This window comes from Enterobacter sp. Ap-867 (genome assembly GCF_011752855.1).
Classification (GTDB): Bacteria; Pseudomonadota; Gammaproteobacteria; order Enterobacterales; family Enterobacteriaceae; genus Cedecea.
On sequence record NZ_VWWS01000001.1, the window covers coordinates 578,496 to 604,048 of the forward strand.

General features: G+C 55.1%; 18 protein-coding genes. 8 read left to right on the forward strand and 10 right to left on the reverse strand.

Annotated elements, in window-relative coordinates; genetic code table 11:
* Positions 1-72 precede the first annotated feature (72 nt).
* The 8 genes from trhP to F3J26_RS02705 all read right to left on the reverse strand — a co-directional run bounded on the left by trhP (position 73) and on the right by F3J26_RS02705 (position 12,916).
* Positions 73-1,434: a prephenate-dependent tRNA uridine(34) hydroxylase TrhP gene (gene trhP / locus F3J26_RS02670; RefSeq protein ID WP_008455135.1), complete on the reverse strand. Its 1,362-nt coding sequence runs from the start codon at positions 1,432-1,434 to the stop codon at positions 73-75.
* A 129-nt stretch (positions 1,435-1,563) separates the two neighbouring features.
* A complete protein-coding gene (locus tag F3J26_RS02675; protein WP_008455133.1) occupies positions 1,564-1,821 on the reverse strand; it encodes a hypothetical protein in 258 nt (85 codons plus the stop codon).
* 113 nt (positions 1,822-1,934) lie between these two features.
* On the reverse strand, positions 1,935-2,657 hold the full coding sequence (gene baeR / locus F3J26_RS02680) for an envelope stress response regulator BaeR (protein WP_008455132.1): 723 nt from the start codon (positions 2,655-2,657) through the stop codon (positions 1,935-1,937).
* Complete coding sequence (baeS, locus tag F3J26_RS02685; protein ID WP_008455130.1) at positions 2,654-4,048, reverse strand: envelope stress sensor histidine kinase BaeS; 1,395 nt, start codon at positions 4,046-4,048, stop codon at positions 2,654-2,656. The genes baeR and baeS overlap by 4 nt, the downstream gene beginning before the upstream one ends.
* Positions 4,045-5,460, reverse strand: a complete 1,416-nt coding sequence (locus F3J26_RS02690; RefSeq protein ID WP_166991185.1) for a multidrug transporter subunit MdtD — start codon at positions 5,458-5,460, stop codon at positions 4,045-4,047. Before F3J26_RS02690 ends, baeS begins: the two co-directional genes overlap by 4 nt.
* Complete coding sequence (mdtC, locus tag F3J26_RS02695; protein ID WP_166991188.1) at positions 5,457-8,540, reverse strand: multidrug efflux RND transporter permease subunit MdtC; 3,084 nt, start codon at positions 8,538-8,540, stop codon at positions 5,457-5,459. The genes F3J26_RS02690 and mdtC overlap by 4 nt, the downstream gene beginning before the upstream one ends.
* Complete coding sequence (locus tag F3J26_RS02700; protein ID WP_166991191.1) at positions 8,541-11,663, reverse strand: MdtB/MuxB family multidrug efflux RND transporter permease subunit; 3,123 nt, start codon at positions 11,661-11,663, stop codon at positions 8,541-8,543. It lies immediately after the preceding gene.
* Positions 11,663-12,916: an MdtA/MuxA family multidrug efflux RND transporter periplasmic adaptor subunit gene (locus F3J26_RS02705; protein ID WP_166991194.1), complete on the reverse strand. Its 1,254-nt coding sequence runs from the start codon at positions 12,914-12,916 to the stop codon at positions 11,663-11,665. The genes F3J26_RS02700 and F3J26_RS02705 overlap by 1 nt, the downstream gene beginning before the upstream one ends.
* A 270-nt stretch (positions 12,917-13,186) precedes the next feature.
* Between F3J26_RS02705 and F3J26_RS02710 the strand changes: the two genes are divergently transcribed.
* Both F3J26_RS02710 and F3J26_RS02715 read left to right on the forward strand, forming a co-directional pair.
* The gene (locus F3J26_RS02710; RefSeq protein WP_166991197.1) at positions 13,187-13,552 is read left to right on the forward strand and encodes a type II toxin-antitoxin system RelE/ParE family toxin; all 366 of its coding nucleotides are present in this window, start codon (positions 13,187-13,189) and stop codon (positions 13,550-13,552) included.
* Entirely contained in the window at positions 13,536-13,832 is a 297-nt protein-coding gene (locus F3J26_RS02715) for a helix-turn-helix domain-containing protein (protein ID WP_166991201.1), read from the forward strand. The genes F3J26_RS02710 and F3J26_RS02715 overlap by 17 nt, the downstream gene beginning before the upstream one ends.
* A gap of 46 nt (positions 13,833-13,878) precedes the next feature.
* On the opposite strand, the gene yegD is transcribed toward F3J26_RS02715, so the two are convergent.
* Positions 13,879-15,231 carry a molecular chaperone gene (gene yegD, locus F3J26_RS02720; protein ID WP_166991204.1) on the reverse strand — a complete coding sequence of 451 codons (1,353 nt, stop codon included), beginning with the start codon at positions 15,229-15,231 and terminating at the stop codon, positions 13,879-13,881.
* Positions 15,232-15,392: 161 nt separating this feature from the next.
* Here yegD and alkA point away from each other — a divergent pair, with 161 nt between their 5' ends.
* The 4 genes from alkA (at position 15,393) to F3J26_RS02740 (ending at position 20,384) form a co-directional block, all read left to right on the forward strand.
* Positions 15,393-16,235 (forward strand): DNA-3-methyladenine glycosylase 2, encoded by an 843-nt coding sequence (gene alkA / locus F3J26_RS02725; RefSeq protein WP_166991207.1) that lies wholly within the window; start codon positions 15,393-15,395, stop codon positions 16,233-16,235.
* 156 nt (positions 16,236-16,391) lie between these two features.
* Positions 16,392-17,336: an NAD-dependent epimerase/dehydratase family protein gene (locus F3J26_RS02730; RefSeq protein WP_166991210.1), complete on the forward strand. Its 945-nt coding sequence runs from the start codon at positions 16,392-16,394 to the stop codon at positions 17,334-17,336.
* On the forward strand, positions 17,336-18,364 hold the full coding sequence (locus tag F3J26_RS02735) for an MraY family glycosyltransferase (RefSeq protein WP_166991213.1): 1,029 nt from the start codon (positions 17,336-17,338) through the stop codon (positions 18,362-18,364). The genes F3J26_RS02730 and F3J26_RS02735 overlap by 1 nt, the downstream gene beginning before the upstream one ends.
* A gap of 121 nt (positions 18,365-18,485) precedes the next feature.
* Positions 18,486-20,384 (forward strand): polysaccharide biosynthesis protein, encoded by a 1,899-nt coding sequence (locus F3J26_RS02740; protein WP_166992896.1) that lies wholly within the window; start codon positions 18,486-18,488, stop codon positions 20,382-20,384.
* A 123-nt stretch (positions 20,385-20,507) separates the two neighbouring features.
* Here F3J26_RS02740 and F3J26_RS02745 read toward each other — a convergent pair whose 3' ends face one another.
* Positions 20,508-23,840 carry a diguanylate cyclase gene (locus F3J26_RS02745; RefSeq protein WP_166991216.1) on the reverse strand — a complete coding sequence of 1,111 codons (3,333 nt, stop codon included), beginning with the start codon at positions 23,838-23,840 and terminating at the stop codon, positions 20,508-20,510.
* 355 nt (positions 23,841-24,195) lie between these two features.
* Here F3J26_RS02745 and udk point away from each other — a divergent pair, with 355 nt between their 5' ends.
* Positions 24,196-24,837 (forward strand): uridine kinase, encoded by a 642-nt coding sequence (gene udk / locus F3J26_RS02750; RefSeq protein WP_008455103.1) that lies wholly within the window; start codon positions 24,196-24,198, stop codon positions 24,835-24,837.
* Positions 24,838-24,960: 123 nt separating this feature from the next.
* A complete protein-coding gene (dcd, locus tag F3J26_RS02755; protein ID WP_008455101.1) occupies positions 24,961-25,542 on the forward strand; it encodes a dCTP deaminase in 582 nt (193 codons plus the stop codon).
* The last annotated feature ends 11 nt before the right edge of the window (positions 25,543-25,553 follow it).

A 25,553-nucleotide genomic window follows, 5' to 3' on the forward strand; every position in this document is an offset into this window, starting at 1 on the left:
AACGTTATCTTGTGTAACCGTATGTGATCGGTTTCTAAGAATGCTCTTAGCGCGAAAAATAACCCTAATTCACTAGTTTGCGTGCGGTTTACGGGTTGTCTGACCAGAGAGATTGCGCATCAGTAGAGCATAATCCAGCGCTATCTCCTGAGGTACAGGCATCCATACGGTATGACCGTCGCCTGGAGCCACGTCTATCGGCTGGGATTTGCCGTTTTCCAGCGTTTCCAGCGTAAAGGTGATATTCCCCTGCGGGGTCATCATTTCCAGACTGTCGCCCAGCAGGAATTTGTTTTTCACCGCCACGGCCGCCAGATCACCCCGGCGTTCGCCGGTAAACTCGCCCACAAACTGCTGGCTCTCGGAAATGGAGTGCCCGTACTCGTAATTCTGATGGCTGTCGTGGGTATGTCGGCGCAGGAATCCTTCGGTATAGCCACGGTGGGCCAGGCCTTCCAGCGTTTGCAGCAGCGTAGGGTCGAACGGCTTGCCCGCTGCGGCGTCGTCAATGGCGCGACGATACACCTGCGCGGTACGTGCGCAGTAGTAGTAGGACTTAGTACGGCCTTCGATTTTCAGCGAGTGCACGCCCATTTTTGTCAGGCGCTCCACGTGCTCAATGGCGCGCAGATCTTTCGAGTTCATGATGTAGGTGCCGTGCTCGTCTTCGAAAGCGGTCATGTATTCGCCTGGACGTTTGGCTTCTTCCACCATAAACACTTTGTCCGTTGGGGCGCCGACGCCAAGCGTAGGCTCAACGTTTTGCACCGGAATTGGCTCGTGCACGTGGACGATATTGCCGATGTCGTCTTCTTTGCCTTCCTGAACCTTATATTCCCAGCGGCAGGCGTTGGTGCAGGTTCCCTGGTTAGGATCTCGCTTGTTGATATAGCCGGAGAGCAGGCAGCGGCCCGAATACGCCATGCACAGCGCGCCGTGGACGAAGATCTCCAGCTCCATTTCTGGAACCTGTTCGCGAATTTCGGCGATTTCTTCCAGCGACAGCTCGCGGGAAAGAATCACGCGCGTCAGCCCCATTTGCTTCCAGAACTTCACTGTCGCCCAGTTAACGGCGTTAGCCTGCACGGAGAGGTGAACGTCCATTTCCGGGAACGCCTCGCGCACCATCATGATTAGCCCTGGATCGGACATGATCAGCGCATCCGGGCCCATGTCGATAACCGGCTTAAGGTCGCGAATAAAGGTTTTGAGCTTGGCGTTATGCGGGGCAATGTTCACCACCACGTAGAATTTTTTACCCAGCGCGTGGGCTTCGTTGATCCCTAGCTGGAGGTTTTCGTGGTTGAATTCGTTATTGCGCACGCGCAGTGAATAGCGCGGCTGGCCAGCGTAGACGGCGTCTGCACCGTAGGCGAAAGCGTAACGCATATTTTTCAACGTTCCCGCCGGGGAGAGGAGTTCCGGTTTAAACATGAAGTTCTCGTTCTGATATCAGGTCAGAACCGCTCCATCTGGTGAAGCGGCTAAAGTCGAGTGGATTACCACAATTTAAGGGCGGGAATTGTAGCGCCGTGAGGCTGGGGAGTAAACCGTCTTGCGGATTCAGGCGATGAGCGGGATACCGACAAAAAGGAGCGACGCGAAGGCAATATTCTCCGTGTACTCTTTCAGTGCTTCGGTATTTTCTTTGAAATGCGCGATGAACTTGTCGAGCGCGGCGGCTTCATCCGTCGCCAGTATCTCGAAGCCAATTTTTTTAAATCCATCAGCAGCCAACTCTTTTTTCTCTTCCACACCAAGAGATGCCTTCGGGTAGATATTGAAAGCAATATCCCGGCTATAGAAAACATACTTTTCCACGACAACCTCCTTGCAGGGAAGACGCCGGTCAATGTTGACCGGCCTGTGTTCTATCTTAGAGTTTTTTGGGTTCTCTGAGCAGTCTACTAAAAGTAGTCGTCCCGGATATGAGTTTAAATTACTCGCCCGGCGTCCGCCTCCCAGCGATAACCCACCCCGTAAACGGCGCGAATAAACGACTGATCGGTATCCAGCGCTTCAAGCTTGCGGCGCAGGTTTTTTATGTGACTGTCGATGGTGCGGTCGGTGACCACGCGGTAGTCGTCATACAGATGGTTCAGCAGCATTTCGCGGGAGAACACCTTCCCCGGCTCGTGGGACAGGGTTTTTAGCAGGCGGAACTCGGCGGGGGTGAGATCCAGCAGTTTACCGCGCCAGATAGCCTGGAAACGGCCTTCATCAATCACCAGCGGACTTTCTTCCGACCCGGCGGAAATGGCAAGCTGACGCTTGCAGCGGCGGAGAATTGTTTTCACGCGGGCGACGACTTCGCGCGGGCTGTAAGGCTTGCAAATATAGTCGTCGGCGCCAATTTCCAGCCCCAGCAGACGGTCAATTTCTTCTATTTTGGCGGTCACCATGACGATGGGGACTTCGGAGAAACGTCTAATCTCTTTGCACAGCGTCAGGCCGTCTGTGCCGGGCAGCATCAAATCCAGCAGAATGAGATCCGGCGGCGTGTGGCGAACATACGGCAGCACCTGGTCGCCGTGGTTCAGCAGAGTAGGGGCATAGCTTGCCGCGCGGAGATAGTCGATGAGCAACTGCCCAAGCTTAGGTTCATCTTCTACGATCAAAATACGGGGCGTACTGTCGTCAATCGGTAGCTCGGTCATAGTGTCCTCGACGTTTCTGTTTCCAGAGGAAGTTCAACGGTAATACTAACGCCGCCAAAGCGTGAATGGGAGGCGGTTAGCGTTCCGCCATGGGCGGTCACAATATTCTGGCAGATAGACAGGCCCAGCCCTGAGCCGCCGCTGGCGCGGTTACGGGAGCCTTCCGCACGGTAAAAACGGTCAAACAGCTGGCCTAGCTGCTCGTCTGAGACGCCGGGTTCGCTGTCGTCAAAGCTCATCACAAACTGCTGATTCACAATTTTACCGCCGATCACAAGTTGCCCACCGCTGTCGGTGTAGCGGAGGCTGTTTTCCAGAAGATTGTTGAACAGCTGCATCAGGCGGTCTCCGTCACCGAAAATAGTCGCGGTTTCCGGTAGCGCAAGGCGTATTGTCAGCCCGCGTGACTCAAAACGGGATCGAAATGCCCCGGCAACCACTTCCAGCAGCGCAATGATATCCAGCGATTTTTTCTGGTAGGCCAGCGCGCCTTCATCGGACATGGAAAGCTGGTGCAGGTCGTCAACGAGCTTGGTCAGGGTGGCGACTTCCATCTGCAGTGACGTGACGGACTCCGGCGTAAACTGACGCACGCCGTCCTGAATTGCCTCTAGCTCACCGCGCAAAACGGCAAGCGGGGTGCGCAGCTCGTGAGAAATATCCGCCATGTAAGCCCGGCGCATTTTATGGTTTTTTTCCAGGGTGCTGGCAAGCTGGTTAAAGTCCTGTGCCAGCCGCCCCAGCTCATCCTGGCTGCCGACCGCGACCCGGGTGGAAAAATCTCCGGCGGCCAGCTTGTGCGTACCTTCAACCAGGCGTTTCACCGGGGCCAGAAGGCCACGGGCAAGCAGGAAGGTGGCCGCTGCCGCCAGCAAACTGGACAGGGCGACGATGATCCAACTTGTGCGCCGCTGCTGGCGATCGAAGTTAATGTCGGTATTGCGGGTCAGACGCTCAATGGGGGAGGCAATCACCCAGCCAACGTCCTGGCCATTGACGTTAATCGGTTTGCGCATCCCGTCTGGAGGGAGCTTCTCTCGCGGGCCAACCAGAACCTGATAGTTTTGATCGACCACCCAAAACTTAGTGCGCCAGCCCTGCGGCGGCATGCCGTGAGCTTCATCCCCTTCGCGCTCAAACGAACGTAAAATCTGAAACACAAACCTGTCGTTGTGCCGCAGGAAGCGCCAGTTGCCGTGCAGCGCATACTGTTCGCCCAGGGCATCACTCAGCATCTCAATGCGCTGAGTATTGCCGCGTTTGATGTAGTCGATAAAGCCACGCTCAAAGCTTAACCTCACGCCCCAGTGCATGATGGCCAGCACCAGCAGGCAGGTGGAGAATATGGCGAGGAATAATTTCCCGGTGATCCCGGAGCGGTAAAGTTTCATGTTTCGCTCCTTTTACGGCGGCTGATGACCGTGTTTTCTGAACGGTCATTTGGGACGCGGGTAAACAGCAATGCCGGAAGGGCGATGACCAGCGCCATGCAGAAATAGGTGTACATAAAGATGCTGTGAGCCTGTTCCCCACCCACCGGAAGCTGCTGGTGGCCAAACATGCCCAGCAGCAGGCCCGCGACGGTCACGCCGATACTCATGGAAAGCTGCATGACCATTGAGAGCATGCTGTTGCCGCCGCTGGCGAGGTCATCCGGCAGATCTTTTAGCGTCAGCGTATTCATGGAAGAGAAGCGCATGGAGTTGACCATGCCCTGTACAAACAGGACGACCGGCAGCAGCCAGAACCAGCCCATCAGGGCCGTCCCCATAAACATCAGCGTGATCAGCGCCAGGCCGAGCGTGGCGACGACCAGCACGTTGCGGTAGCCGAAGCGGTTGACGACCTGCACAACGATACGCTTCATGCCCATGCTGCCAAGCACCATTGGGACCATCATCAGCCCGGCATGGAATGGCGAGAAACCCATCCCAATCTGCAGAAACACCGGCGTCATAAACGGCAACATGCCGCTGCCGATGCGCCCGCACAGGCTGCCCAGCAGGCCAAGCGAAAAGGTTTTCGTGTTGAACAGATTGAGATTGAACAGCGCGTTTTCGTTGTCCCGCGCATGCCACAGGTAAAGCAGAATGGCGATAACCCCGCCAAGGATCAGCAACCCGAGCGTTTCACTGGAAATGCCCAGGCCTTTTTGTCCGTCCAGCGCAATGGTCAACGCCGCCATCCCAAACGCCAGCAGCAGGAAGCCGGAAATATCAAAGCGACGGGTTTGCATGGTGTAGTTGGGCATCAGCCACAGGGTAGCGATGGCCCCGACAATGCCGACAGGAATGTTTATCAGGAAAATCCAGTGCCAGGAGGCGTACTCCACCAGCACGCCGCCCAGCGCAGGGCCGAGCAGGGGGCCTACCTGGCCTGGGATCGTCACGAAGGTCATCGCCGCCATATATTGCGCCCGCGGCACGATTTTCATCACCGTGAGGCGCCCCACCGGTACCATCATGGCCCCGCCAATGCCCTGCACGACGCGGGCGAGAACAAGCTCGTTGAGCGTTGAGGCGTTGGAGCAAAACAGGGACCCGAGGGTAAAAAGAATTATCGCCGTGAAGAAGATATTGCGCACGCCCACTCTGTCCGCCAGCCAGCCGCTTGCCGGGAGCATGACCGCAACCGTTAACACGTAGGCCACCACCACCGAGTGCATGTGCAGCGGGCTTACGCCCAGACTGTGCGCCATCGAGGGAAGCGCGGTGTTCACAATCGTGGTGTCCAGCGCCTGCATAAAGAAGCCAAAAGCGACAATCCATAACTGCCAGCGAACGGCGGTGGGCAAATCAGTCATACGGACAGAGCCTTACTTTCACGGGGTTTGCGGCTAAAGCGCAATCTCAGTCGGTCAAAGAACAGGTAAACCACCGGCGTGGTGTAAAGCGTCAACAGCTGGCTCATCACCAGCCCGCCTACGATGGTGATCCCCAGCGGCTGACGAAGTTCTGCGCCATCCCCGCTGGTTAGCACCAGCGGTAGCGCGCCAAACAGCGCGGCCAGCGTGGTCATCATAATAGGGCGGAAGCGCAGCAGGCAGGCCTGGAAAATCGCCTCTTCCGGCCTTAAATCGCCCTTACGCTGCGCCTCTATTGCGAAGTCCACCATCATAATGGCGTTCTTTTTCACGATACCTATCAGCAGCATGATACCGATTAGCGCAATCAGGCTGAAGGGGGCGCCGAAAAGTTCCAGCGCCAGCAGCGCCCCGACGCCCGCAGAAGGCAGCGTCGAGAGGATGGTCAGCGGGTGAACGTAGCTTTCGTACAATATACCCAGCACGATATACACCGTGGCAATGGCTGCCAGAATCAGAATCACCTGCGAGTTCATCGTCTGCTGGAACACCTGTGCCGTCCCGGCGTAGCTGCCGCGCACGGTAGTGGGTACGCCCAGCGAGGTCATGGTTCTGTCGATGGCGTCGCTGGCTTCAGAAAGCGATACCCCGTCAGGCAGGTTGAACGAGATGGTTGATGCGGCGGACAACCCCTGATGGTTAACCGACAGCGGGGCGTTCGCTGGCTGCCATTTGGCAAAGTAGGACAGGGGGATCGACTTCCCTTCGCTGTTAATCACAAACATCTGGTTGAGCGAGCTGATGTCCTGGGTGTAGCGCGGGTCGACCTCCATGACCACCTTATACTGGTTCAACGGCTGGTAGATGGTGGAAATCTGGCGCTGACCAAAGGCGTTGTTGAGCAAATTGTTGGCATCCGAGACGCTGATCCCCAGACGCGACATGGTTTCACGGTCGTAAATCAGGTCCATCTCCGAGCCGTTATCCTGCTGGTCGGAGTTAACGTCAGCCAGTTCCGGCAGCGCCGCCAGCGCTTTACGGATTTTCGGCTCCCACTCTCGCAGGGCGCTTAACTCATCGGAAAGCAGCGTGTACTGGTAGCTGGCGTTCGCCTGACGGCCACCAACGCGAATATCCTGCACCGCCATTAAATAGAGGTTGGCGCCGGGCTCTTTTGCAAGCTTGCCGCGCAGTCGGTCAATCACCTGCTGGGCGGTTTCCTGGCGTTCGCTCAATGGCTTAAGTGAGATAAACATCATGCCGCTGTTAACCCGAGAGCCGCCGGTAAAGCCGGTGACGTTATCCACCGCCGGATCTTCACGAATGATCTTCATAAAGTCCTGCAGCTTACCGCGCATGGCCTGGAAAGAGATGCTCTGATCGGCCTGAATATTGCCCATCAGCCTGCCGGTGTCCTGTTCCGGGAAGAAGGTTTTTGGGATCGCAATGTAGAGCCAGACGCTCAGGGCTATCGTCCCCAGCAGCACCATGCCCACCAGCCGCGTATGGTTTAGCACCCATTTCAACGACCGGGCGTAACCGCCCTGCATGGCAATCAGCAGGCGACCAAATCCACGGTTTTTGTTTCTCTTTTCCGGCGGACGGTTCTTCAGGAGCCAGCCACACATCATCGGCGTGAGCGTGAGCGACACCACCAGCGAAATCCCGATAGCGACCGAAAGTGTGACCGCAAACTCGCGGAATAGGCGCCCCGGCAGACCGCCCATCAACAGCAGCGGCAGGAAGACCGCCACCAGCGACAGACTCATGGACAACACGGTAAAGCCCACTTCCCGCACGCCCTGGAGCGCCGCTTGCATGGGCTTCACGCCCGCTTCCAAATGACGGGAAATGTTTTCCAGTACCACGATGGCGTCATCGACCACAAAACCTGTGGCGATGGTCAGCGCCATAAGCGACAGGTTATTGAGGCTGAAGCCGCACAGATACATGGCGGCAAAAGTCCCGATCAGCGACACCGGCACGGCCACAGCCGGAATAAAAGTGGCTCGCCCTGAGCGAAGGAACAGAAACACCACCAGAATCACCAGCGACACGGAGATCACCAGCGATTGTTCTACCTCGGCCAGCGAGGCGCGAATGGTTGGCGACCGGTCCTGGGCTACCTGCAGGTCGATAGAAGCCGGAATGGTTTCTCGTAGTTCGGGTATTTTGGCGCGGATGCGGTCCACGGTTTCGATGATGTTCGCTTCCTGCGACTTGCGAATCATCAGCAAAATGGCTGGTTTGGCGTTGGTCATCCCGGCGTTACGCACGTCCTGTACGCTGTCGGTGACGTTGGCGACATCCTGAAGCCGTACGGCCGAACCGTTATTGTAATGCACGATAAGCGGCATATAGTTTGCCGCTTTTTTTAGCTCGTCGTTGGTCTGAATTTGCCAGCGGCTTGTACTGTCTTCTACCGAACCAAGGGGACGGCGAACGTTGGCATTGCTTATTGCAGTCCGGACGGCATCCAGCGACACGCCCTGGTTAAACAGCGCCTGTGGGTTGAGGTCCACGCGCACCGCGGGCAGAGAGCTTCCGCCGACGTCCACGTCGCCCACGCCGTCGATTTGTGAGACGGTTTGCGCGAGCTGCGTGGAGGCAAAATCATACAGTTCACCCTGCGATAGCGTATCGGAGGTGAGCGTCAGGATCATGATCGGCGCGTCGGACGGGTTGGCCTTGCGGTAAGTTGGCCGCCCCGGCATCCCGCTTGGCAGCAGGCTTTGGGCAGCGTTAATCGCCGCCTGCACGTCCCGCGCGGCACCGTTGATGTCACGGTCGAAATTAAATTCCAGAATGATGCGGGTGCTGCCCAGCGAACTGGACGAGGTCATTTCGTTGACCCCGGAAATGCGGCTCAGGGAACGCTCCAGCGGCGTGGCCACGGACGACGCCATGGTTTCCGGCGACGCGCCCGGCAGCGAGGCGCTGACCATGATCACCGGAAAATCGACCTGCGGCAGCGGGGCAACCGGCAACAGGCGGAAGCCCAGCACGCCGCACAGGGTAATGGCGACGGTCAATAAAATCGTCGCCACCGGTCGGTAAATGAAGAGGGCAAAAAACTTCACTTACGCCTCCTCATGCTGTCGGCCGAAACGACGGCGCGTGTAGTGCGACAGGCGGTCGAACAGCAGGTAAATCACCGGCGTGGTAAACAGCGTCAGCACCTGGCTGAGCAGCAGGCCACCCACCATGCCAATACCCAGCGGGCGGCGAAGTTCTGCGCCAACGCCGGTTGAAAGCATCAGCGGGAGTGCACCCAGCAGCGCGGCGAGCGTGGTCATCAGAATCGGACGGAAACGCAGCAGACAGGCCTGGTAAATCGCTTCGTACGGGGCCATGCCCTGTTCACGCTCGGCGGCCAGCGCAAAGTCGATCATCATGATCGCATTCTTCTTCACGATACCAATGAGCAGAATGATGCCGATAATAGCGATAACGTCCAGTTCGGCCCCCGCCAGCATCAATGCGAGCAGCGCGCCAACGCCCGCCGTGGGCAGCGTCGACAGGATAGTGATCGGATGGATAAAGCTTTCATACAGCACGCCAAGCACGATGTACATCGCCACGACCGAAGCAATAATCAGCCAGATGGTGCTGCCCAGCGCGGCCTGGAAGGCGAGGGTGCTGCCCTGGAACTGCGTCGTGATATCGGATGGCATCGCCAGCTCTTTTTCCGCCGAGGTGATGGCGTTCACCGCGTCGCCCAGCGATTGCCCTTCCGGCACGTTAAAGGAGAACGTGGTGGACGGGAACTGGTCGAGGTGATTGATCGACAGCGGGGCAAAGCGCTGCTCCACCTTCGCAATCGCGCTTAATGGAATGCTGCCGCCGGTGCTGCTGGTGAGGCGAATGTTGTCGAGCGCGCTCAGCCCTGGCGTGGTGCTAGTGTCATGTTCGAGTACCACGCGATACTGGTTGGCCTGGGTGTAAATGGTTGAAATAAGGCGCTGGCCGAAGGCGTTATACAGGGCGCTGGTCACCGATGACATGTTGATGCCGAGGCGGCTGGCGCTGTCGCGGTCAACGTTGACGTAGGCCATCAGCCCCTGATCCTGCCAGTCACTGCTGATATCCGCGAGCTGAGGCAGCGTTTTAAGCTTGTCTTCCAGCTGCGGCACCCAGGTGCTCAGTTCGTCCAGCGAGGTCGCCTGCAGGGTGAACTGGTACTGGGTGCGGCTCACTGTGGTGTCGATAGTCAGATCCTGGATCGGCTGCAGATAAAGCTGCACGCCCGGGACGCTGGCGACATTCAGCTGCAATCTGTCAATCACCGTCGGGATGCGGTCATCACGGTCGCTGAGCGGCTTAAGGTTAATTTGCAGGCGGGCGCTGTTTAACGAAGGGTTGGTGCCGTCTACGCCGACAAACGACGTCAGGCTTTCCACCGCCGGATCTTTCAGTATCACGTCCGCGACCTGCTGCTGACGCTGGGCCATGCTGGCGAAGGAGACCGACTGCGGAGCCTGCAGCGTGCCCTGGATAATGCCGTTATCCTGAATCGGGAAGAAGCCTTTGGGGATAAAGATCCACAGCACAATGGTCAACGCCAGCGTGCCAAAAGCAACGCTCAACGTCAGCCACGGATGATTCAGCACTTTGCTTAGCAGGCGGCCATAGGCGGCAATGATGTTATCAAACATCTTCTCGCTGGCGCGGGAGAAACGGTTCTGCTTACGCAATGATTCGTGGCTCAGCATTCTGGCGCACATCATCGGGGTAAGCGTCAGCGAAACCACGGCGGAGATTAAAATAGAAATTGCCAGCGTCACGGCAAACTCGCGGAAAAGACGGCCCACGATATCACCCATAAACAGCAGGGGGATGAGTACCGCAATCAGCGAGAAGGTCAGGGAAATAATAGTAAAGCCGATTTCCCCGGCGCCTTTTAACGCGGCGGCCAACGGCTTCTCGCCTTTTTCGATGTAGCGAGAAATGTTCTCTATCACCACGATGGCATCATCCACCACGAACCCGGTGGCGATGGTCAGCGCCATCAGCGTCAGGTTATTGATGGAGAAATCAAGGAATACCATCACCGCAAATGTGCCGACCAGCGACAGCGGCACGGCGACGGCAGGAATGATGGTGGCCGGCACGTTGCGCAGGAACAGGTAAATGATCATCACCACCAGCGCAATGGCCAGCATCAGCTCGTGCTGGGTGTCTGTCACGGAGGCGCGAATGTTGGTGGTACGGTCGCTGAGCAGTTTTACTTCAACCGACTTCGGCAGGCTTTGAGTCAGCGTCGGCAGCATCTGACGGATGCTGTCTGCCGTCTCAATGATGTTGGCCCCAGGCTGGCGCTGGACGTTCATCACTATGGCCTGCTGCTTGTTTGCCCAGGCGCCGAGCCAGCTGTTCTCTGCCCCTTGCTCAACGGTGGCAATATCCCCGAGGCGGATTGGCGCGCCGTTCTGATAAGCGATGATTAAATCCCGGTATTCCTGGGCCGACTTCATCTGGTCGTTGGCGGAGAGCGTGACGGCGCGCTCCGGGCCGTCAAGGCTGCCTTTGGCAGAGTTGACGTTGGCATTGGTGATGGCGGTGCGAATGGTTTCGCTGGTCAGGCCGAGTGCGGCAATCGCCGGAGCGTTCAATTTAACGCGAACGGCGGGGCGCTGGCCGCCCGCCAGCGTAACCAGACCTACGCCAGAAACCTGGGAGATTTTCTGGGCTACGCGGGTTTCCACCATATCTTCCACCTGCGTCATCGGCAGGGCGGTTGAGGTCACGGCAAGCGTCATGATAGGCGGATCCGCCGGGTTGACCTTGCTGTAAACCGGCGGGTTTGGCAGGTCAGTGGGCAGGAGGTTTGTCGCGGCGTTGATGGCCGCCTGCACTTCCTGCTCGGCAACGTCAAGCGCCAGCGTCAGCTGGAACTGAAGGGTGATAACCGACGCCCCTCCGGCGCTTTGCGATGACATCTGCTTCAGGCCGGACATCTGCCCAAACTGGCGTTCGAGTGGGGCAGTGATCGCCGAAGTAATGACATCCGGGCTGGCGCCGGGATAGAGCGTGACCACCTGAATGGTAGGGTAGTCCACCTCCGGTAGCGCTGATACCGGGAGAAAGCGATAGCCAATAATCCCCGCCAGCAGGATAGCCACCATCAATAGCGTGGTGGCAACTGGACGAAGAATAAACAGGCGGGAAGGGCCGCCCGTGGAGCCTGGAGGTAACACCTGCATCAGGAGCGTGCTCCGTTGTGTTTGTGGCCGGATTTTGCCTGGGCGGCAGGTTTGGCGTTATCGTCGGCCGCGCTGTGCGGTTCGACAACCTCAACCTGCGCGCCTTCCGTCAGGCGGTCAATACCGTCGGTCACCACGCGATCGCCTGCGGAAACGCCGGCGCTAATCACGACTTTCTGACTGTCCTGAATTCCCGGCGTAACCAGGTGTTTACTGACTTTGTTATCGCCGTTCAGTACCCAGACGAAGTGGCCTTCATTGCCCATTTGCAACGCACCGGCTGGGATCACCACGGCATTTTGCTGGGTGTCCACCAGCATACGGGCGTTCACAAACTGATTTGGGAACAGAGCGTCATCCAGATTATCAAAGCGCGCTTTCAGCTTGATGGTACCGGTGGTGGTATCGATTTGGTTATCAAGGCTCAGCAGTTTACCGCTGCTGAGTTTTGCGCTGTTGGTGCGGTCCCAGGCTTCAACGCTCAGCGTTTCGCCGGCTTTCTGCGCTTTAATCACCGTGGCGATGTCGTTTTCCGGCAGGGTGAACACCAGGTCAATCGGGTGCGTTTGCGTCAGCACGACAATACCGTTGGTGTCGCTGGTGGAGATCTGGTTGCCAATATCGACCTGCTTCAGGCCAACCCGGCCGTCGATAGGGGCGGTGACGCGACTCCAGTTAAGCTGCAACTGAGCGCTGGCAACGCTGGCTTCATCGGCCTTAACCGTGCCGAGTGTGGATTCCACAAGCGACAGCTGAGTATCGAGGTCCTGGCGGGAGACTAAGTTGGTTTTTACCAGCTGTTGGTAGCGGGCGAGGTCGCGGCGAGCATTTGCCAGGGTGGCCTGATCCTTAGCCAACTGCCCCTGGGCCTGAGCCAGGGCGACTTTGAACTGGCTCGGGTCAATTTCTGCCAGCAAATCACCGGCTTTTACCTGCTGGCCTTCCTGGAAATGAATGGCCAGAAGTTGCCCGTCAACGCGGCTGCGCACCGTCACGGTATTGGCCGCGGTGATAGTGCCCAAGCCGGTTAAGTAATGCGGCACGGCTTCACTGGTTGCCGTTGCAGCCTGAACCGGGGCCAGCGCACCGCCGCGCATTCCGCGTCGGCCGCCCTGGGCGGATGTCTGGCCTGATTTAGCCTGGGGCTGAGTCCCCGAAGATGTATTGTGGCTGCGCCAGAACCAGACGGCGGCAATCACCACCAGAATAAAGGCTGTAATCCACAACCAGCGAGAAGTCTGCGTGCCTTTCATAGATGACGTGTTCTCTTTCTGAAACGATTAGGCTTAATGTGACTAGTTTAGTAATCAATAGCCCCGTAATGATGGAGGAAATATGAAGTACTGTCAGATTAGCAACATATAGTAAGTAAGTGATGTTTTCGTGGCCAAATAAAACTGTTTTTCCCAAAACGTTTTCCGAGGCGTCACGCAAGTTTCAGTCCCAGGAGTAGTCATATCACGAAGCGAGAAATAAGCTGTGGTTTATATTTTAAATATAACCTATAGTTTATGAGGTGAGTGATGATCTGGCGCGCGATATTTACCGACTCTTTCTACTTTTGGTATCAGGCCCAGCCCGTAGAGCTCCGCAAACGACTTGGGGCGGCCTTCGGCAATATTGAGTTCTGGAGGCCGGCTTTAAGCCGCCCGCAGGCGGACACGGTAAAGGGATCTCGCTATCCCAATATGAAGGCATTACGTTTGCTATGGCGCGTCAAGCCATATCGGATCTTTTTTGCTTTTGACCCGCATCGCAGAGCCGTTGTGCTGTGTGGTGGAGACCAATCAAACGATACGCGTTTTTATCAGGCGCAGATAAAAGTGGCCGATGCGCAGTTTGCGCATCACCTGGCAGAACTGGAAGATGAAAATGAAAACGTTAACTGAAGTGATGGCGGGGTTTTCGGCGGAAGAGCAGGCCGAGATCCGCGCAATGACCGAAGTCTTAATTCTGGAAACGGGATTGCAGCTGGTACGTGAGCAGCAGGGACTTTCTCAAAAACAAGTGGCGCAAAAAATGGGGGTTTCCCAGCCGGCAATCGCCGCGATTGAACAACGCGGTAACGATCTCAAAGTGCTCACGCTGAAGCGCTACGTTGAGGCGCTGGGCGGTAAACTTTCGCTGCATCTGGAGTTTCCAGAAAGCGACCGGCGTTTCCAGATATAAAAAAACCGCAGGAGGCCTGCGGTTTGAGCGGTATGTTTGAACGTGATTATCTGAAAACCACGTCTGACCAACGGGCAAGCCCCTGCGTCACCGAGCCAAAGTCATCCCCTCCGGCAATCGGAATATCAGGCAACTGCTGGGCGAGCGCATGGCGCAGCAGCGGAGAACGAGCGCTGCCGCCGGTCAGGTAAATAACCTCAGGTTTAGCCTGGCTGTTGTCCATCGCCAGCGTGACCTGTTCCATGATGCGCTGTAGCGGCTGGCTGATAGCGGTTTCCAGCGCTTGCTGGCTGATGTCGCAGCCTACGTCTTTGGCAATAAACGGCAGCAATGCTGAAACCTGCTGGCTGTTGGAGAGCGCAATCTTGCTCTCTTCTGCCGCCCTGACAAGGCGATAGCTCAGACGCTGACGCCAGACTTTCTGCAGATACGCCACCTTTTCCGGCTCGCGCGCGTCCCGCACCAGCTCATTGAGCGAGCGGCCGTTAGCCGCGCTGTAGAAGTCATTCTGAGCCGGGACATCGTTAATCGCGACGGCGTTCCACCAGGGTAATACCGGCAGCGCGATGCCTTTTTCCGTCTGGCCGCCCATACCAAGCAGCGGAGCCAGCTGTTTAAATGCCAGCATAATATCCAGATCGTTACCGCCCACGCGGCAGCCGCTGTGGCCCAGAAGGCTTTGTTCACGGTCGCGGCGCTGGTGCCAGTCAGGCCCCATCAGCAGTACCGAGCAGTCGGTGGTGCCGCCGCCAATGTCGACCACCAGCACCTGCTTTTCTTCCTGTAGCGTGGCTTCAAAATCCAGCCCCGCGGCTACGGGTTCAAACTGAAACACCACGTCGCGGAAGCCAGCGCGGTGCGCGGCGCGTTCCAGAATCCCCTGAGCCTGCTGGTTAGCATCTTCCCCGCCCAGTCCCTGGAAGTTAATCGGCCTGCCAATCACGGCCTGGTCGATGGTCCCTTCCAGCTGGTTTTCCGCCTGTTTGCGGATGTGCAGCATCATCGCGCAGACCAGATCTTCAAACAGCGCGACCTGCTGCGGTTTCAGGCCGGTGGCGCCGAGGAAGGACTTTGGCGATTTAACGAAGTAAACCTCTTCCGGATCTTCCATGTACTGGGCAAGAGAACTTAAGCCAAATTTTACGCTGCCGGGCAGCACATCAATGTCTTCTTCGCGGTTGTAGCTCACCGCACGGCGCAGCAGTGCCTGGGTCTCGCTTCCCGTAGCCGGAACTTCGTGGTGACGGAAGAGCCACTCGCTCACCGCTTCACGCGTCGGTGCACAGAGCATAGAAGGCAGCAGCGATGAGCCGTTCTCCATCTCCAGCAGCTGTGGTTTTCCGTCGCGCGTAATGGCGACCGAGCAGTTCGCCGTCCCGTAGTCAAAACCGATTTTCATTTTCGTTGATTATCCCCATGCCAGTGAGAAGGGGGGCGACTTTAGCGGAATGCCGGTCCGTGGGCAACTGAATATGAAAGCAAGGCAGAAATCGGCATTTGGCGGTATGCTAAATAAGCAGTGTTGTCTGCCTAATGCCCTCATTCTCTTCAGGATTATTTATGTACACCCTTAGCTATCAACCGCCCTATGACTGGTCCTGGATCCTTGGTTTTTTACGGGGACGTGCCGTGGAGGGCGTGGAAGTTGTTACCGCCAGTCGCTATCAGCGCAGCTTCGCGCTGGGAGAATATGCCGGGCTGGTGACGCTTGAACCAGACGAGAAAAATCTTTGCCTCAATGTGACGCTAAGCGACGGCCTGCAGCCTGTGGCAGACGAAGTTTTACAGCGCGTGAAGAACTTACTGGATTTGGACAAGGATCCGCAGCAGGTATTAAGCAGCCTGGGCACGTTGGCGGCAGCCCGGCCCGGCCTGCGTCTGCCGGGATGTATGGACCCGTTCGAACAGGCCATTCGGGCCATTCTTGGGCAACTGGTTAGCGTGGCGATGGCGGCAAAATTGACCGGCAAAGTGGCAAAGACCTTCGGAGGGAAGCTTGAAAGTCACGAGGGCTGGTATCTGTTTCCGGATGCCAGGACGCTGGCAAACTGCGATGTTCAACAGCTGAAATCTTTAGGCATGTCGCTTAAGCGTGCTGAGGCTATTGTGCATCTTGCCGGAGAGGTGGTGAAAGGGCAGTTTCCGCTGCAGCTACCCGATGATTTGGAGCAGGGAATAAAAACCCTGATAGCATTGCCCGGTATCGGGCGCTGGACAGCCAACTATTTCGCCCTGCGCGGCTGGCAGGCCAGCGACGTTTTCCTGCCGGACGATTACCTGATTAAACAGCGCTTTCCTGATATGACGCCTGCACAAATCCGCCGCTACGCCGAGCGCTGGCAGCCCTGGCGCTCCTACGCGCTGTTACACATCTGGTATAGCGACGGCTGGACGCCAGACTGACTCACAGGATTATATGCTACGATATTTGAACTTGTAACCGACCTTTATTAGTAAGAAAATCCCGATATAAAAGTGGTGTCTGAATTTTATATTTAAATTAATATTACTGAATGAGTTTCATTTTTAATTCAGATGAACGGATTATAAGGGTCGAATGTGAGAGTTTTAGTTACAGGGGCCACGGGTTTCGTGGGGAGTCGCTTGGTTACAACGCTCAGGGAATTGGGGTATGAAGTCGTCGGCACAACTCGTCGTGGCTCGCAGAATACTGCTGGACTGGTTGATATCGGCGATATTTCGGCAACAACGGACTGGTCCCCGGTGCTTGAAGGGTGTGATGCCGTCGTGCATACCGCCGGTCGGGCTCATATCTTAAAAGATTCAGCTGCGGATAAACTCTCGGCGTTTCGGCAGGTTAACTGTGACGCAACCTTAAAGCTTGCTCACGACGCGTTAAATGCAGGGGTCAACCATTTTATTTTCATCAGTTCTATTGGCGTAAATGGCAATGCCACTACTCATACGCCATTTAACGAAAAATCAATACCTAAGCCTGTCTCAGATTATGCGATTTCTAAATTTGAAGCTGAGCAAAAGCTGAACGAAGCATTTTCTTCAGGCCCAATGGCGATTACGGTGATTCGCCCGGCGCTTATCTGTGGCGAAAATGCACCGGGCAATATTCGGCGTTTGTTAAAACTGGTTGCCAGTGGGCTGCCACTTCCTTTCAAAGGAATAAAAAACAAGCGAAGCATGGTTTCTCTGGAAAACGTTGTCAGCTTTATTGCCACTTGCCTGAACGATCCTCGTTCAAAAAATCAGCTTTTTGTTCTCGCCGATAAAGATAAACCCACCACGGAAGATATTGTTCGATCATTCGCGGGTGGAATGAACAAATCTCCTCGTGTCTTTTGGTTTCCAGCGGCTATATTGAAGGTTTTACTGATGCTAACAGGGAAGCAAAGCATTTATGAGCAGCTCTATGGCTCATTGGATATTGATGCCTCCTACGCCTCCGAGCTGTTGGGTTGGCAGCAACCCGTTACGCTTTCCGAAACGATGGAAAAAGCAGCAAAATATTATTCAAAGGACGCTCAGTAATGCAGGCATTAATTGTGGCCGTAGTCGTTTTTATTCTCTCATTTATTCTGACCTGGTGCCTACGAGCCTATGCGTTAAAAAACAACGTTATTGATATACCGAATCAACGTAGCTCTCACTCTATACCGACGCCTCGTGGTGGCGGTGTGGCCATTGTTATCAGTCTTATGGTTGGGTTGATTGCGCTGTCCCTCCTTCAGCTCATTTCATACTCGACGATGTTCTCGCTGATTGTTGCCGGCGGAATTACCGCGGTGGTCGGTTTTCTTGACGACCATGGGCACATTGCGGCTCGCTGGCGATTACTGATGCACTTCCTGGCCGCCGCAGCAGGGCTTTTCTTTCTTGGAAACTTTCCTGCGATCGAGCTTTTCGGCTACACCTTCTCTGCCGGATGGATTGGGATGGTTTTCGGATTAGTCTATCTGGTATGGATGCTGAATCTTTATAACTTTATGGATGGCATTAATGGGCTGGCGAGCATGGAGGCGATTGTTTTTTCCCTTTCATCTCTGCTGATTGTCTGGATTGCTGTGCCTGATGCTTTGGGGTCAGACGCATCGCTTAGCGTTTTGCTGCTGGGGGCTGCCGCGCTCGGTTTTATCTTCTGGAATTTCCCGAACGCAAAAATTTTCATGGGCGATGCCGGAAGTGGCTTTCTGGGAATAACCATCGGCTTACTGGCTCTTCATATTGGCCTGCTTGATAGCAAACTTTTCCTTGCCGAGATGTGTTTACTTGGCGTTTTTATCGTAGATGCTACCTTAACGTTACTGCGCCGTTTGCTGGCAGGCAAAAAGGTGTACGAAGCTCACGCAAGCCATGGCTACCAGATACTTGCAAGAAAATATAGTAGCCATAAGCCCGTTACTCTTGGTGCGCTGTGCGTCAATCTTATCTGGTTAACCCCTTTTGCCATGTTGATTGCAGCGGGTGCCATTACAGGAGTGGTAGGATTAGCGATAGCCTGGGCTCCGGTTGTGATTGTCGCGTGGCGCTGCGGAGCTGGCGTAAAGGATAAGGGCTAACAGCCATAAAGCAGGGTTACGGGCACCACTGATATATATTTAGTTGTATCAGCGAGTGCTCAGTAAAAATTTCACTTTATAACAACAGGTTGGTGGACAGGTGTCCTGTTCTATTGCAAATATGCTTACGTTTCTGCTTGCTTTACCAAGACCGGTAAAAAGAATTATTACGCTGGCAATTGATGTTGTGCTGCTGTTGTGTGCTTTCTGGTTCTCTTTCTGGGTGCGTATTGATGCCCTGACACCTCTGACAAGTGGGCCGCACTGGTTACTGATTCTGTCGATTATTCTGGTCACGCTAGGCTTCTTTGTCAGACTTGGCCTCTATCGTGCTGTTATTCGATATATTACGGCTAAAGTTTTGGTCTCGGTTGCGGTGGGTATGGTGGCGTCGTCCATCTTGCTTATCGTGACCGCATTTTATACAAATATCTATTTGCCTCGCACCATCCCATTTATCTATTTTTCCTTTGGTTTACTGTTGGTTACAGGCTCCAGGCTGGCGTTAAGAATGCTGGTCAACCATGGATTAAAACTGGGAACCAAGGTCATTATCTACGGTGCAGGTGCATCAGGCTGCCAGTTACTGCCTGCCTTAAGCCAGGCGTCTGAGTATTACCCGATTGCTTTTGTTGACGATAATCCTCGTCTACAAAAAACCGTTATGCATGGTGTGACGGTTTACTCGCCTGAAAAGCTCGCCTGGTTAGTCGAGAAGTACGAGGTCCAAAAAATCTTGTTGGCCATGCCAAGCTTGAGCCGCTCCCGTAAAAGCGAAGTGATGAAAAAGCTGGAAGGTCTCCCCTGTGAGGTGCTTTCTATTCCCGGGATGGTTGACCTGGTGGAAGGGAAAGCCAGCATTGCTACGCTGAAAAAAGTCTCTATTACCGACCTTTTAGGACGTGACCCCGTGGCGCCTGTACCTGAGTTAATTGCCCGGAATATCCAGGATAAGTCGGTCATGGTGACAGGGGCGGGTGGATCCATCGGCTCAGAACTTTGTCGCCAGATTATTCTGAACGGGCCGAAAGCGTTAGTTCTCTATGAGATCTCTGAGTTTTCGCTTTACGCTATCGAGCGCGAATTATCTGAGATGATCAAGAGCAAGGGATTGACGATCAAACTCTATCCTGTGCTGGGTAATGTGCAAAACCAGGCTCATCTGGAGCGGGTTATCGGGAGTTTCGGTATCGAAACTATCTACCACGCCGCGGCTTATAAACACGTTCCTTTAGTCGAGTATAACGTTGCAGATGGCGTCAGAAATAACGTCTTTGGTACGCTGGCCTGTGCACAGGCAGCAATCCGCTGCGGTGTCCCGAAATTTGTATTGATCTCTACGGATAAAGCTGTTCGCCCGACCAACACGATGGGGGCAACAAAACGCATGGCGGAGCTTGTGCTGCAGGCATTGGCGGTACAGCAGTCAGGTACCTGCTTTAGCATGGTGAGATTTGGTAATGTGCTGGGGTCTTCTGGTTCTGTTGTGCCACTCTTTGAAAAGCAGATAGCTAAAGGGGGGCCAATTACGTTGACACACCCGGACATTATTCGCTACTTCATGACGATTCCAGAGGCCGCGCAGCTGGTTATACAGGCTGGTGCGATGGGCAACGGCGGAGACGTTTTTGTCCTCGATATGGGCGATCCGGTAAAAATCATCGACCTGGCAGAGCGTATGGTTTCTTTAAGTGGCTTTACCTTACGTGATGATTCGAATCCGGAGGGTGATATTGAGATTAAAACCACCGGATTGAGACCAGGTGAGAAGCTCTTTGAGGAACTCCTCATTGGTGACAATGTGATGACGACGCAGCACCCACGAATCATGGCCGCCAGTGAAGTGAAGCTTTCATGGGAGGAGCTTAACGTTTATCTCACCGACATGAACGACGCCTGTGGACATTATGACATGGATACCATTCGTTCCATTTTGCTCAAGGCGCCTACAGGCTTTAATCCTAGCGATGATATTTGCGATATCGTATGGAAAAATGCTCCCTGCGATATGCCCAATTAAAGTCAGGATGAAGGTCACGAGCTGAACTCAGCGGTGACTAAGCCAGTTCTGGCTGGCAGACGCTAAATAAAAACCCCTGAATCGGTCAACCGGACAGGGGTTTTTTTATTGGGGTGGGGCCGGTCAGTTAATGCCAAAGTAACTATTCGTCAGCAGCAGCTCCAGCGGCTGCGGCTGGGCGATGGTTTCCCCATAGATTAAATCAATGCCAATGCCCGACAGCGTATCCATTACCAGAGGCATATCCGCCGGACCGGCGATAGTTTGCAGCGCCATGCGTTGGGCGTGACCATGCACAATCGTCACCATCATTTCGTCCATCAGATTACAGTGCACGTTGAGAATCAGGTCCGGGTCTAACATCACGTAGTCGAACAGATGATGGCTCAGGGTATTAAACAGTTCCAGATCGCGCCCAACGTGGCTCAGCACCATGCGGCAACCGGCTTTGCGCAGCCGTTTCAGGTTGGCATAAGCGCGCTGTGGTTCGGCGAGCAAGTCGCTGCTTTGAATCGTCAGGTGCAGCAGACGGGCCGGCATTGTGCGGGAGGAAAGCTGTTCCAGCAGCTCATTGACGAAGGTGTCGCTGACCAGGCCCGCACCGGAAACGGGCAGCGCGACGCCAAAACCTTTCATAGCGACCTGAGCGGCATACTTGTCAAAAAATTCGCTAAATACGCGGCGATCCAGCGCATGGTGAAGTGCCGGGTCGGCGAGGCCTGAGCGGAATGCGGGTTCATTGATAACGTCCCCTTCGTTGCCCCAGAAGCGCAGGGTCAGGAGATAGAAACAGGTCGATTCCGGGATGCGCGGCGGCGCAATCGCCATCGCTATCATCAGCATGGGATTGTCTTTGATCACCTGCCACTGCTCGTCGAGGGGCATGGTGTCTCGCCCTTGCTCCATGTAGTGGCGATGCGGTTCATAAACCGTGACCTGGCCGCGGCCGTTGTTCTTCGAGGCGTAGCAGGCGATATCGGCCTGGGAGAGCACTTCAGACGCGATAGCATTATCGCCGTCAATGTGCGTGATCCCGGCGCTGGCGCCGATGCGGTGCAGACGACCATCCCACATAAAGTGGTAGTCGTTGATACTGCGAATGATGCGCTCAGAAATATAACGTGCGTTTTCAGTGGAACAATCTGGCAGCAGCAAACCAAATTCGTCGCCGCCGAGGCGAGCAAGGAAATCCCCCGTGCGCAGCATACTCAGCATCATCGCCGCCAGCTCCCGCAGCAAAGCATCACCTGCGGCATGGCCCGCGGAGTCGTTTACGGCTTTAAAACGGTCGAGGTCAATGAACACCAGGGCATGGCGCTGGCGGTGTTCAACCGCACCCTGCAGTAAGCGCTTCAGGTGATTCTCAAAGCTTACCCGGTTGGCCAGGTGCGTCAGGCTATCGTGCGAGGCGCTGTAGCTCAGCTGTTTGAGCATTTTCCGGGACTCAGTCACATCCTGGATAACCAGCACGGAGCCAATGCTTTGGCCGTCCAGCGTGGTCAGCGGCGTAATGGTGTAGTGGATGTCGTAGCTACCGCCGTTGCGGCAATGCAGCACGACATCCTGCTCTATAGCGCTCCGGGAAAAATCGCCGCTGTGTATGTTTTCCATCACCGGGCCGTTATCGCCGAAGGTGATGCGCAGAATCGCCAGAATGTGCTGGCCGATGGCCGCCTCCTGCGCCCAGCCGCTGAGCTTCTCGGCAATCGGGTTCATAAAGGAGACATTCATGTCGACGTCGGTGCAAATTACCGCTTCGCCTATCGAGTCCAGCGTGATGTGCAGCCGCTCTTTTTCCTGGTACAGCGCTTCGTTGAGCTGCTTAACTTCGGTCATGTCCATATTGATGCCCAGCAGCCGTTCCACGTCGCCGTTCTTATTCAGCACGCGGTTAGCCAGGGAGCGGATATGGCGGATACCGTCTTTGACATGGATACGAAATTCAAGCTTAAACGGCAGGCGATTTTTTAACGACTCGCGAATAACGGTTTCCGAGTGGGCGAGATCTTCTTTCACCAGCCTGTTCAGCCAGAGCTGGTAGGTGGGTTTGGTATGCGGCGGCACGTCGTAAAGCTCAAACATCCGCTTATCCCAGCTGATGACATCGTTGGTCAGATCCCACTCCCAGATGCCGATGCCGCCGGCTTCATTGGCAAGCGTAATCCGCTCCATCAGCCGCTTGTTGATCCACTCGGTATGCTTCAGGTCGTTGATGTCTTCAATCTGGGCGATGTAGTAGAGCGGCGTGCCGTCGGTATGACGCACAACGGACGCCGTGAGCATGGCCCACACGACATTGCCCGCGCTGGTGTAATAGCGCTTTTCCATTGAATAGCTATTGATGTGCCCGGCCTCAAGCTTGCTCAGGTGCTGAAGATCGAGATTCAAATCTTCGGGCCAGGTAATTTGCTGGAAGGTGAGATCGCTCAGCTCTTCGCTGGAATAGCCGAGGAACTTACATAATGACTTATTGACCTGCAGCCATTTGCCCTCGGTAGAGACCAGCGCCATGCCAATAGCCGAGTATTCCATGGCGTTACGAAAGCGCGTTTCGCTTTCGGTGATGTGTTTACGCTCTGTGCGGGAGGAGTACATCACCATTGTGATGACGTTTGCCGGTAGCAGAATCAGCAGAAACGGCAGCCACGGCGCATATTCCAGCACGCGCGGGTGGGGCGTTAACATCGGGAGCTTGCCGATGGCTATCATCGCCGAGACCATCATCAGCGTGGCAAGGAAAATAATAAAGGCTTCCAGACGCGGCAGCCGAATGGCGCTCCACATCAGAATGACGATGATAAAAGTGAACGGCCAGGGCAGATAAATTAATGAAAAATAGCTGAGTGCCAGCGTGACGGCGAAGGTTGCCACTGTTTCGAACAGCAGGGCCGCTTTGCGGTGACGAAGCAAATAATAAGGTTTAAACAGCAGCCCTGCCGGCATCAGCGCCAGCGCCCCGATGGATTCAGACAGCACCCATATAAAGAAGGTTTTCAGCGAAGAGGAGTCAACCGGTATCGGCAATAGCGTCACCAGCAGGCCGCCGACCAGCGGAGGGATTACCGCACTGCACACGGCAAGTCGTGACCAGTTATTGAGGTTTTGTAAGGGGTTTTTCCGCGGCAAAAAGCGGCGTAACAAAAGTGCGCCCAGCAGCGCCTCAAACAGGTTTATTGCGGTTAACGAGATATTCAGACCGCTAAATGAAAAAACGGCGGCGCTGGCTGCCATGCTGCCCAGTGCACAGACGGCGGCAATGAACGGCCATTGACGGAAAGGAGAACGGAAAAATGCCGCCATCATCACCGAGGTGGTAAACCAGATAGGCACCAGATCGGTGCCTTTTAACGTCAGCTCAAGGGAATAGAGGGTGAAAACAAAGCTGAGTAACCCCAAGCCAGCCAGCAGTATCAGTGAATGGACGGCGGCTTCTGTTTGTCTGTTTTTTCTAATCATTACCGCAAATCCGCTTGGACACTGCCGCCAGGAGTCATGCCCGGATGCATATAAATAAAGAATCGGTTTATGCTAGTACAAACAATTTACAATTCCTATGCTCGGTTGTCAGAATTTACCTACAGAGTGTCAGAAATTGCGTAGTCAAATCACGTAATTAAATAATTCCACTTTACCCGTTGCCTGGCGATGGTGCGCTGTCATGCCTTTGTCACTTTGTTGGCCCTTTGCCGCGTAATTTCACGATTGCAGGGGGTAAGAGACTGGTATCAAAAGGCGGTTGTCCCTATAATTGCGGCGTTTGACGCCTCCGCGTCGTCCTTCCAACACTTTTCGTATTCAGGCCGTAAATAATATGACCGATCAGTCTCATCAATGCGTCATCATCGGGATAGCCGGCGCATCGGCTTCAGGGAAAAGCCTCATTGCCAGCACGTTGTATCGTGAACTGCGCGAGCAAGTCGGCGATGAACACATTGGTGTCATTCCAGAAGACAGTTACTACAAAGATCAAAGCCATCTGTCGATGGAAGAGCGTGTTAAAACCAACTACGATCACCCCAGCGCAATGGACCACAACCTGCTTTTCCAGCATTTGCAGACGTTGAAGTCCGGCAAAGCTATCGAACTGCCGGTTTATAGCTACGTGGAGCACACCCGCACCGACCAGACCGTGCATTTGGTCCCGAAGAAGGTGATCATTCTGGAAGGCATCCTGCTGCTGACCGATGCGCGCCTGCGCCAGGAAATGAACTTCTCTATTTTTGTTGATACACCGCTGGATATCTGCCTGATGCGCCGTATGAAGCGCGACGTTAACGAGCGCGGCCGTTCAATGGACTCCGTGATGGCGCAGTATCAAAAAACGGTACGCCCAATGTTCCTGCAATTTATTGAGCCTTCCAAACAATACGCCGATATTATCGTGCCGCGCGGGGGCAAGAACCGCATCGCAATCGATATTCTGAAAGCCAAAATCAGTCAGTTCTTTGAATAAAGACCTTTGCGGGCGCGCGTAAGCCGCTCGCTTTTACGTTGAATCCCTCATCCATTGCCAATTGGCTATCGTCGACGCTCTGTGGCAGTGTGTGTAAACTGAGATTGATAAGGAGAATCTGCGATGCGCCTTTGCGATCGTGATATCGAAGCCTGGCTGGATGATGGCCGTTTAGCGATTACCCCCCGTCCTCCGGTTGAACGCATTAACGGTGCCACCGTGGATGTGCGCCTCGGCAATAAATTCCGCACGTTTAGCGGGCATACCGCACCTTTTATCGATCTCAGCGGCCCTAAAGATGAAGTCACCGAAGCGTTAGAGCGCGTGATGAGTGATGAGATTGTGCTGGAAGAAGGTGAAGCTTTCTTTCTACATCCCGGTGAACTGGCGCTGGCTGTAACGCTGGAATCTGTCACGCTGCCGGACGACCTTGTGGGCTGGCTGGATGGGCGTTCCTCGTTAGCGCGCCTGGGCCTGATGGTACACGTTACCGCCCACCGCATCGATCCGGGCTGGCATGGCTGTATCGTGCTTGAATTCTACAATTCAGGGAAGCTGCCGCTGGCGCTGCGTCCGGGCATGATGATTGGCGCGCTGAGCTTTGAACCCCTCTCCGGGCCAGCCGCTCGCCCTTATAATCGCCGCCAGGATGCCAAGTACCGCGACCAGCAGGGTGCGGTAGCAAGTCGTATCGATAAAGACTGAATTGCAGTGAG

Coding starts and splice junctions, on each gene's coding strand:
- trhP (WP_008455135.1), bottom strand. CDS start 1,434: ATGTTTAAACCGGAACTCCTCTCCCCGGCGGGAACGTTGAAAAATATG.
- baeR (WP_008455132.1), bottom strand. CDS start 2,657: ATGACCGAGCTACCGATTGACGACAGTACGCCCCGTATTTTGATCGTA.
- baeS (WP_008455130.1), bottom strand. CDS start 4,048: ATGAAACTTTACCGCTCCGGGATCACCGGGAAATTATTCCTCGCCATA.
- F3J26_RS02690 (WP_166991185.1), bottom strand. CDS start 5,460: ATGACTGATTTGCCCACCGCCGTTCGCTGGCAGTTATGGATTGTCGCT.
- F3J26_RS02700 (WP_166991191.1), bottom strand. CDS start 11,663: ATGCAGGTGTTACCTCCAGGCTCCACGGGCGGCCCTTCCCGCCTGTTT.
- F3J26_RS02705 (WP_166991194.1), bottom strand. CDS start 12,916: ATGAAAGGCACGCAGACTTCTCGCTGGTTGTGGATTACAGCCTTTATT.
- F3J26_RS02710 (WP_166991197.1), top strand. CDS start 13,187: ATGATCTGGCGCGCGATATTTACCGACTCTTTCTACTTTTGGTATCAG.
- F3J26_RS02715 (WP_166991201.1), top strand. CDS start 13,536: ATGAAAACGTTAACTGAAGTGATGGCGGGGTTTTCGGCGGAAGAGCAG.
- yegD (WP_166991204.1), bottom strand. CDS start 15,231: ATGAAAATCGGTTTTGACTACGGGACGGCGAACTGCTCGGTCGCCATT.
- alkA (WP_166991207.1), top strand. CDS start 15,393: ATGTACACCCTTAGCTATCAACCGCCCTATGACTGGTCCTGGATCCTT.
- F3J26_RS02735 (WP_166991213.1), top strand. CDS start 17,336: ATGCAGGCATTAATTGTGGCCGTAGTCGTTTTTATTCTCTCATTTATT.
- F3J26_RS02740 (WP_166992896.1), top strand. CDS start 18,486: ATGCTTACGTTTCTGCTTGCTTTACCAAGACCGGTAAAAAGAATTATT.
- F3J26_RS02745 (WP_166991216.1), bottom strand. CDS start 23,840: ATGATTAGAAAAAACAGACAAACAGAAGCCGCCGTCCATTCACTGATA.
- udk (WP_008455103.1), top strand. CDS start 24,196: ATGACCGATCAGTCTCATCAATGCGTCATCATCGGGATAGCCGGCGCA.
- dcd (WP_008455101.1), top strand. CDS start 24,961: ATGCGCCTTTGCGATCGTGATATCGAAGCCTGGCTGGATGATGGCCGT.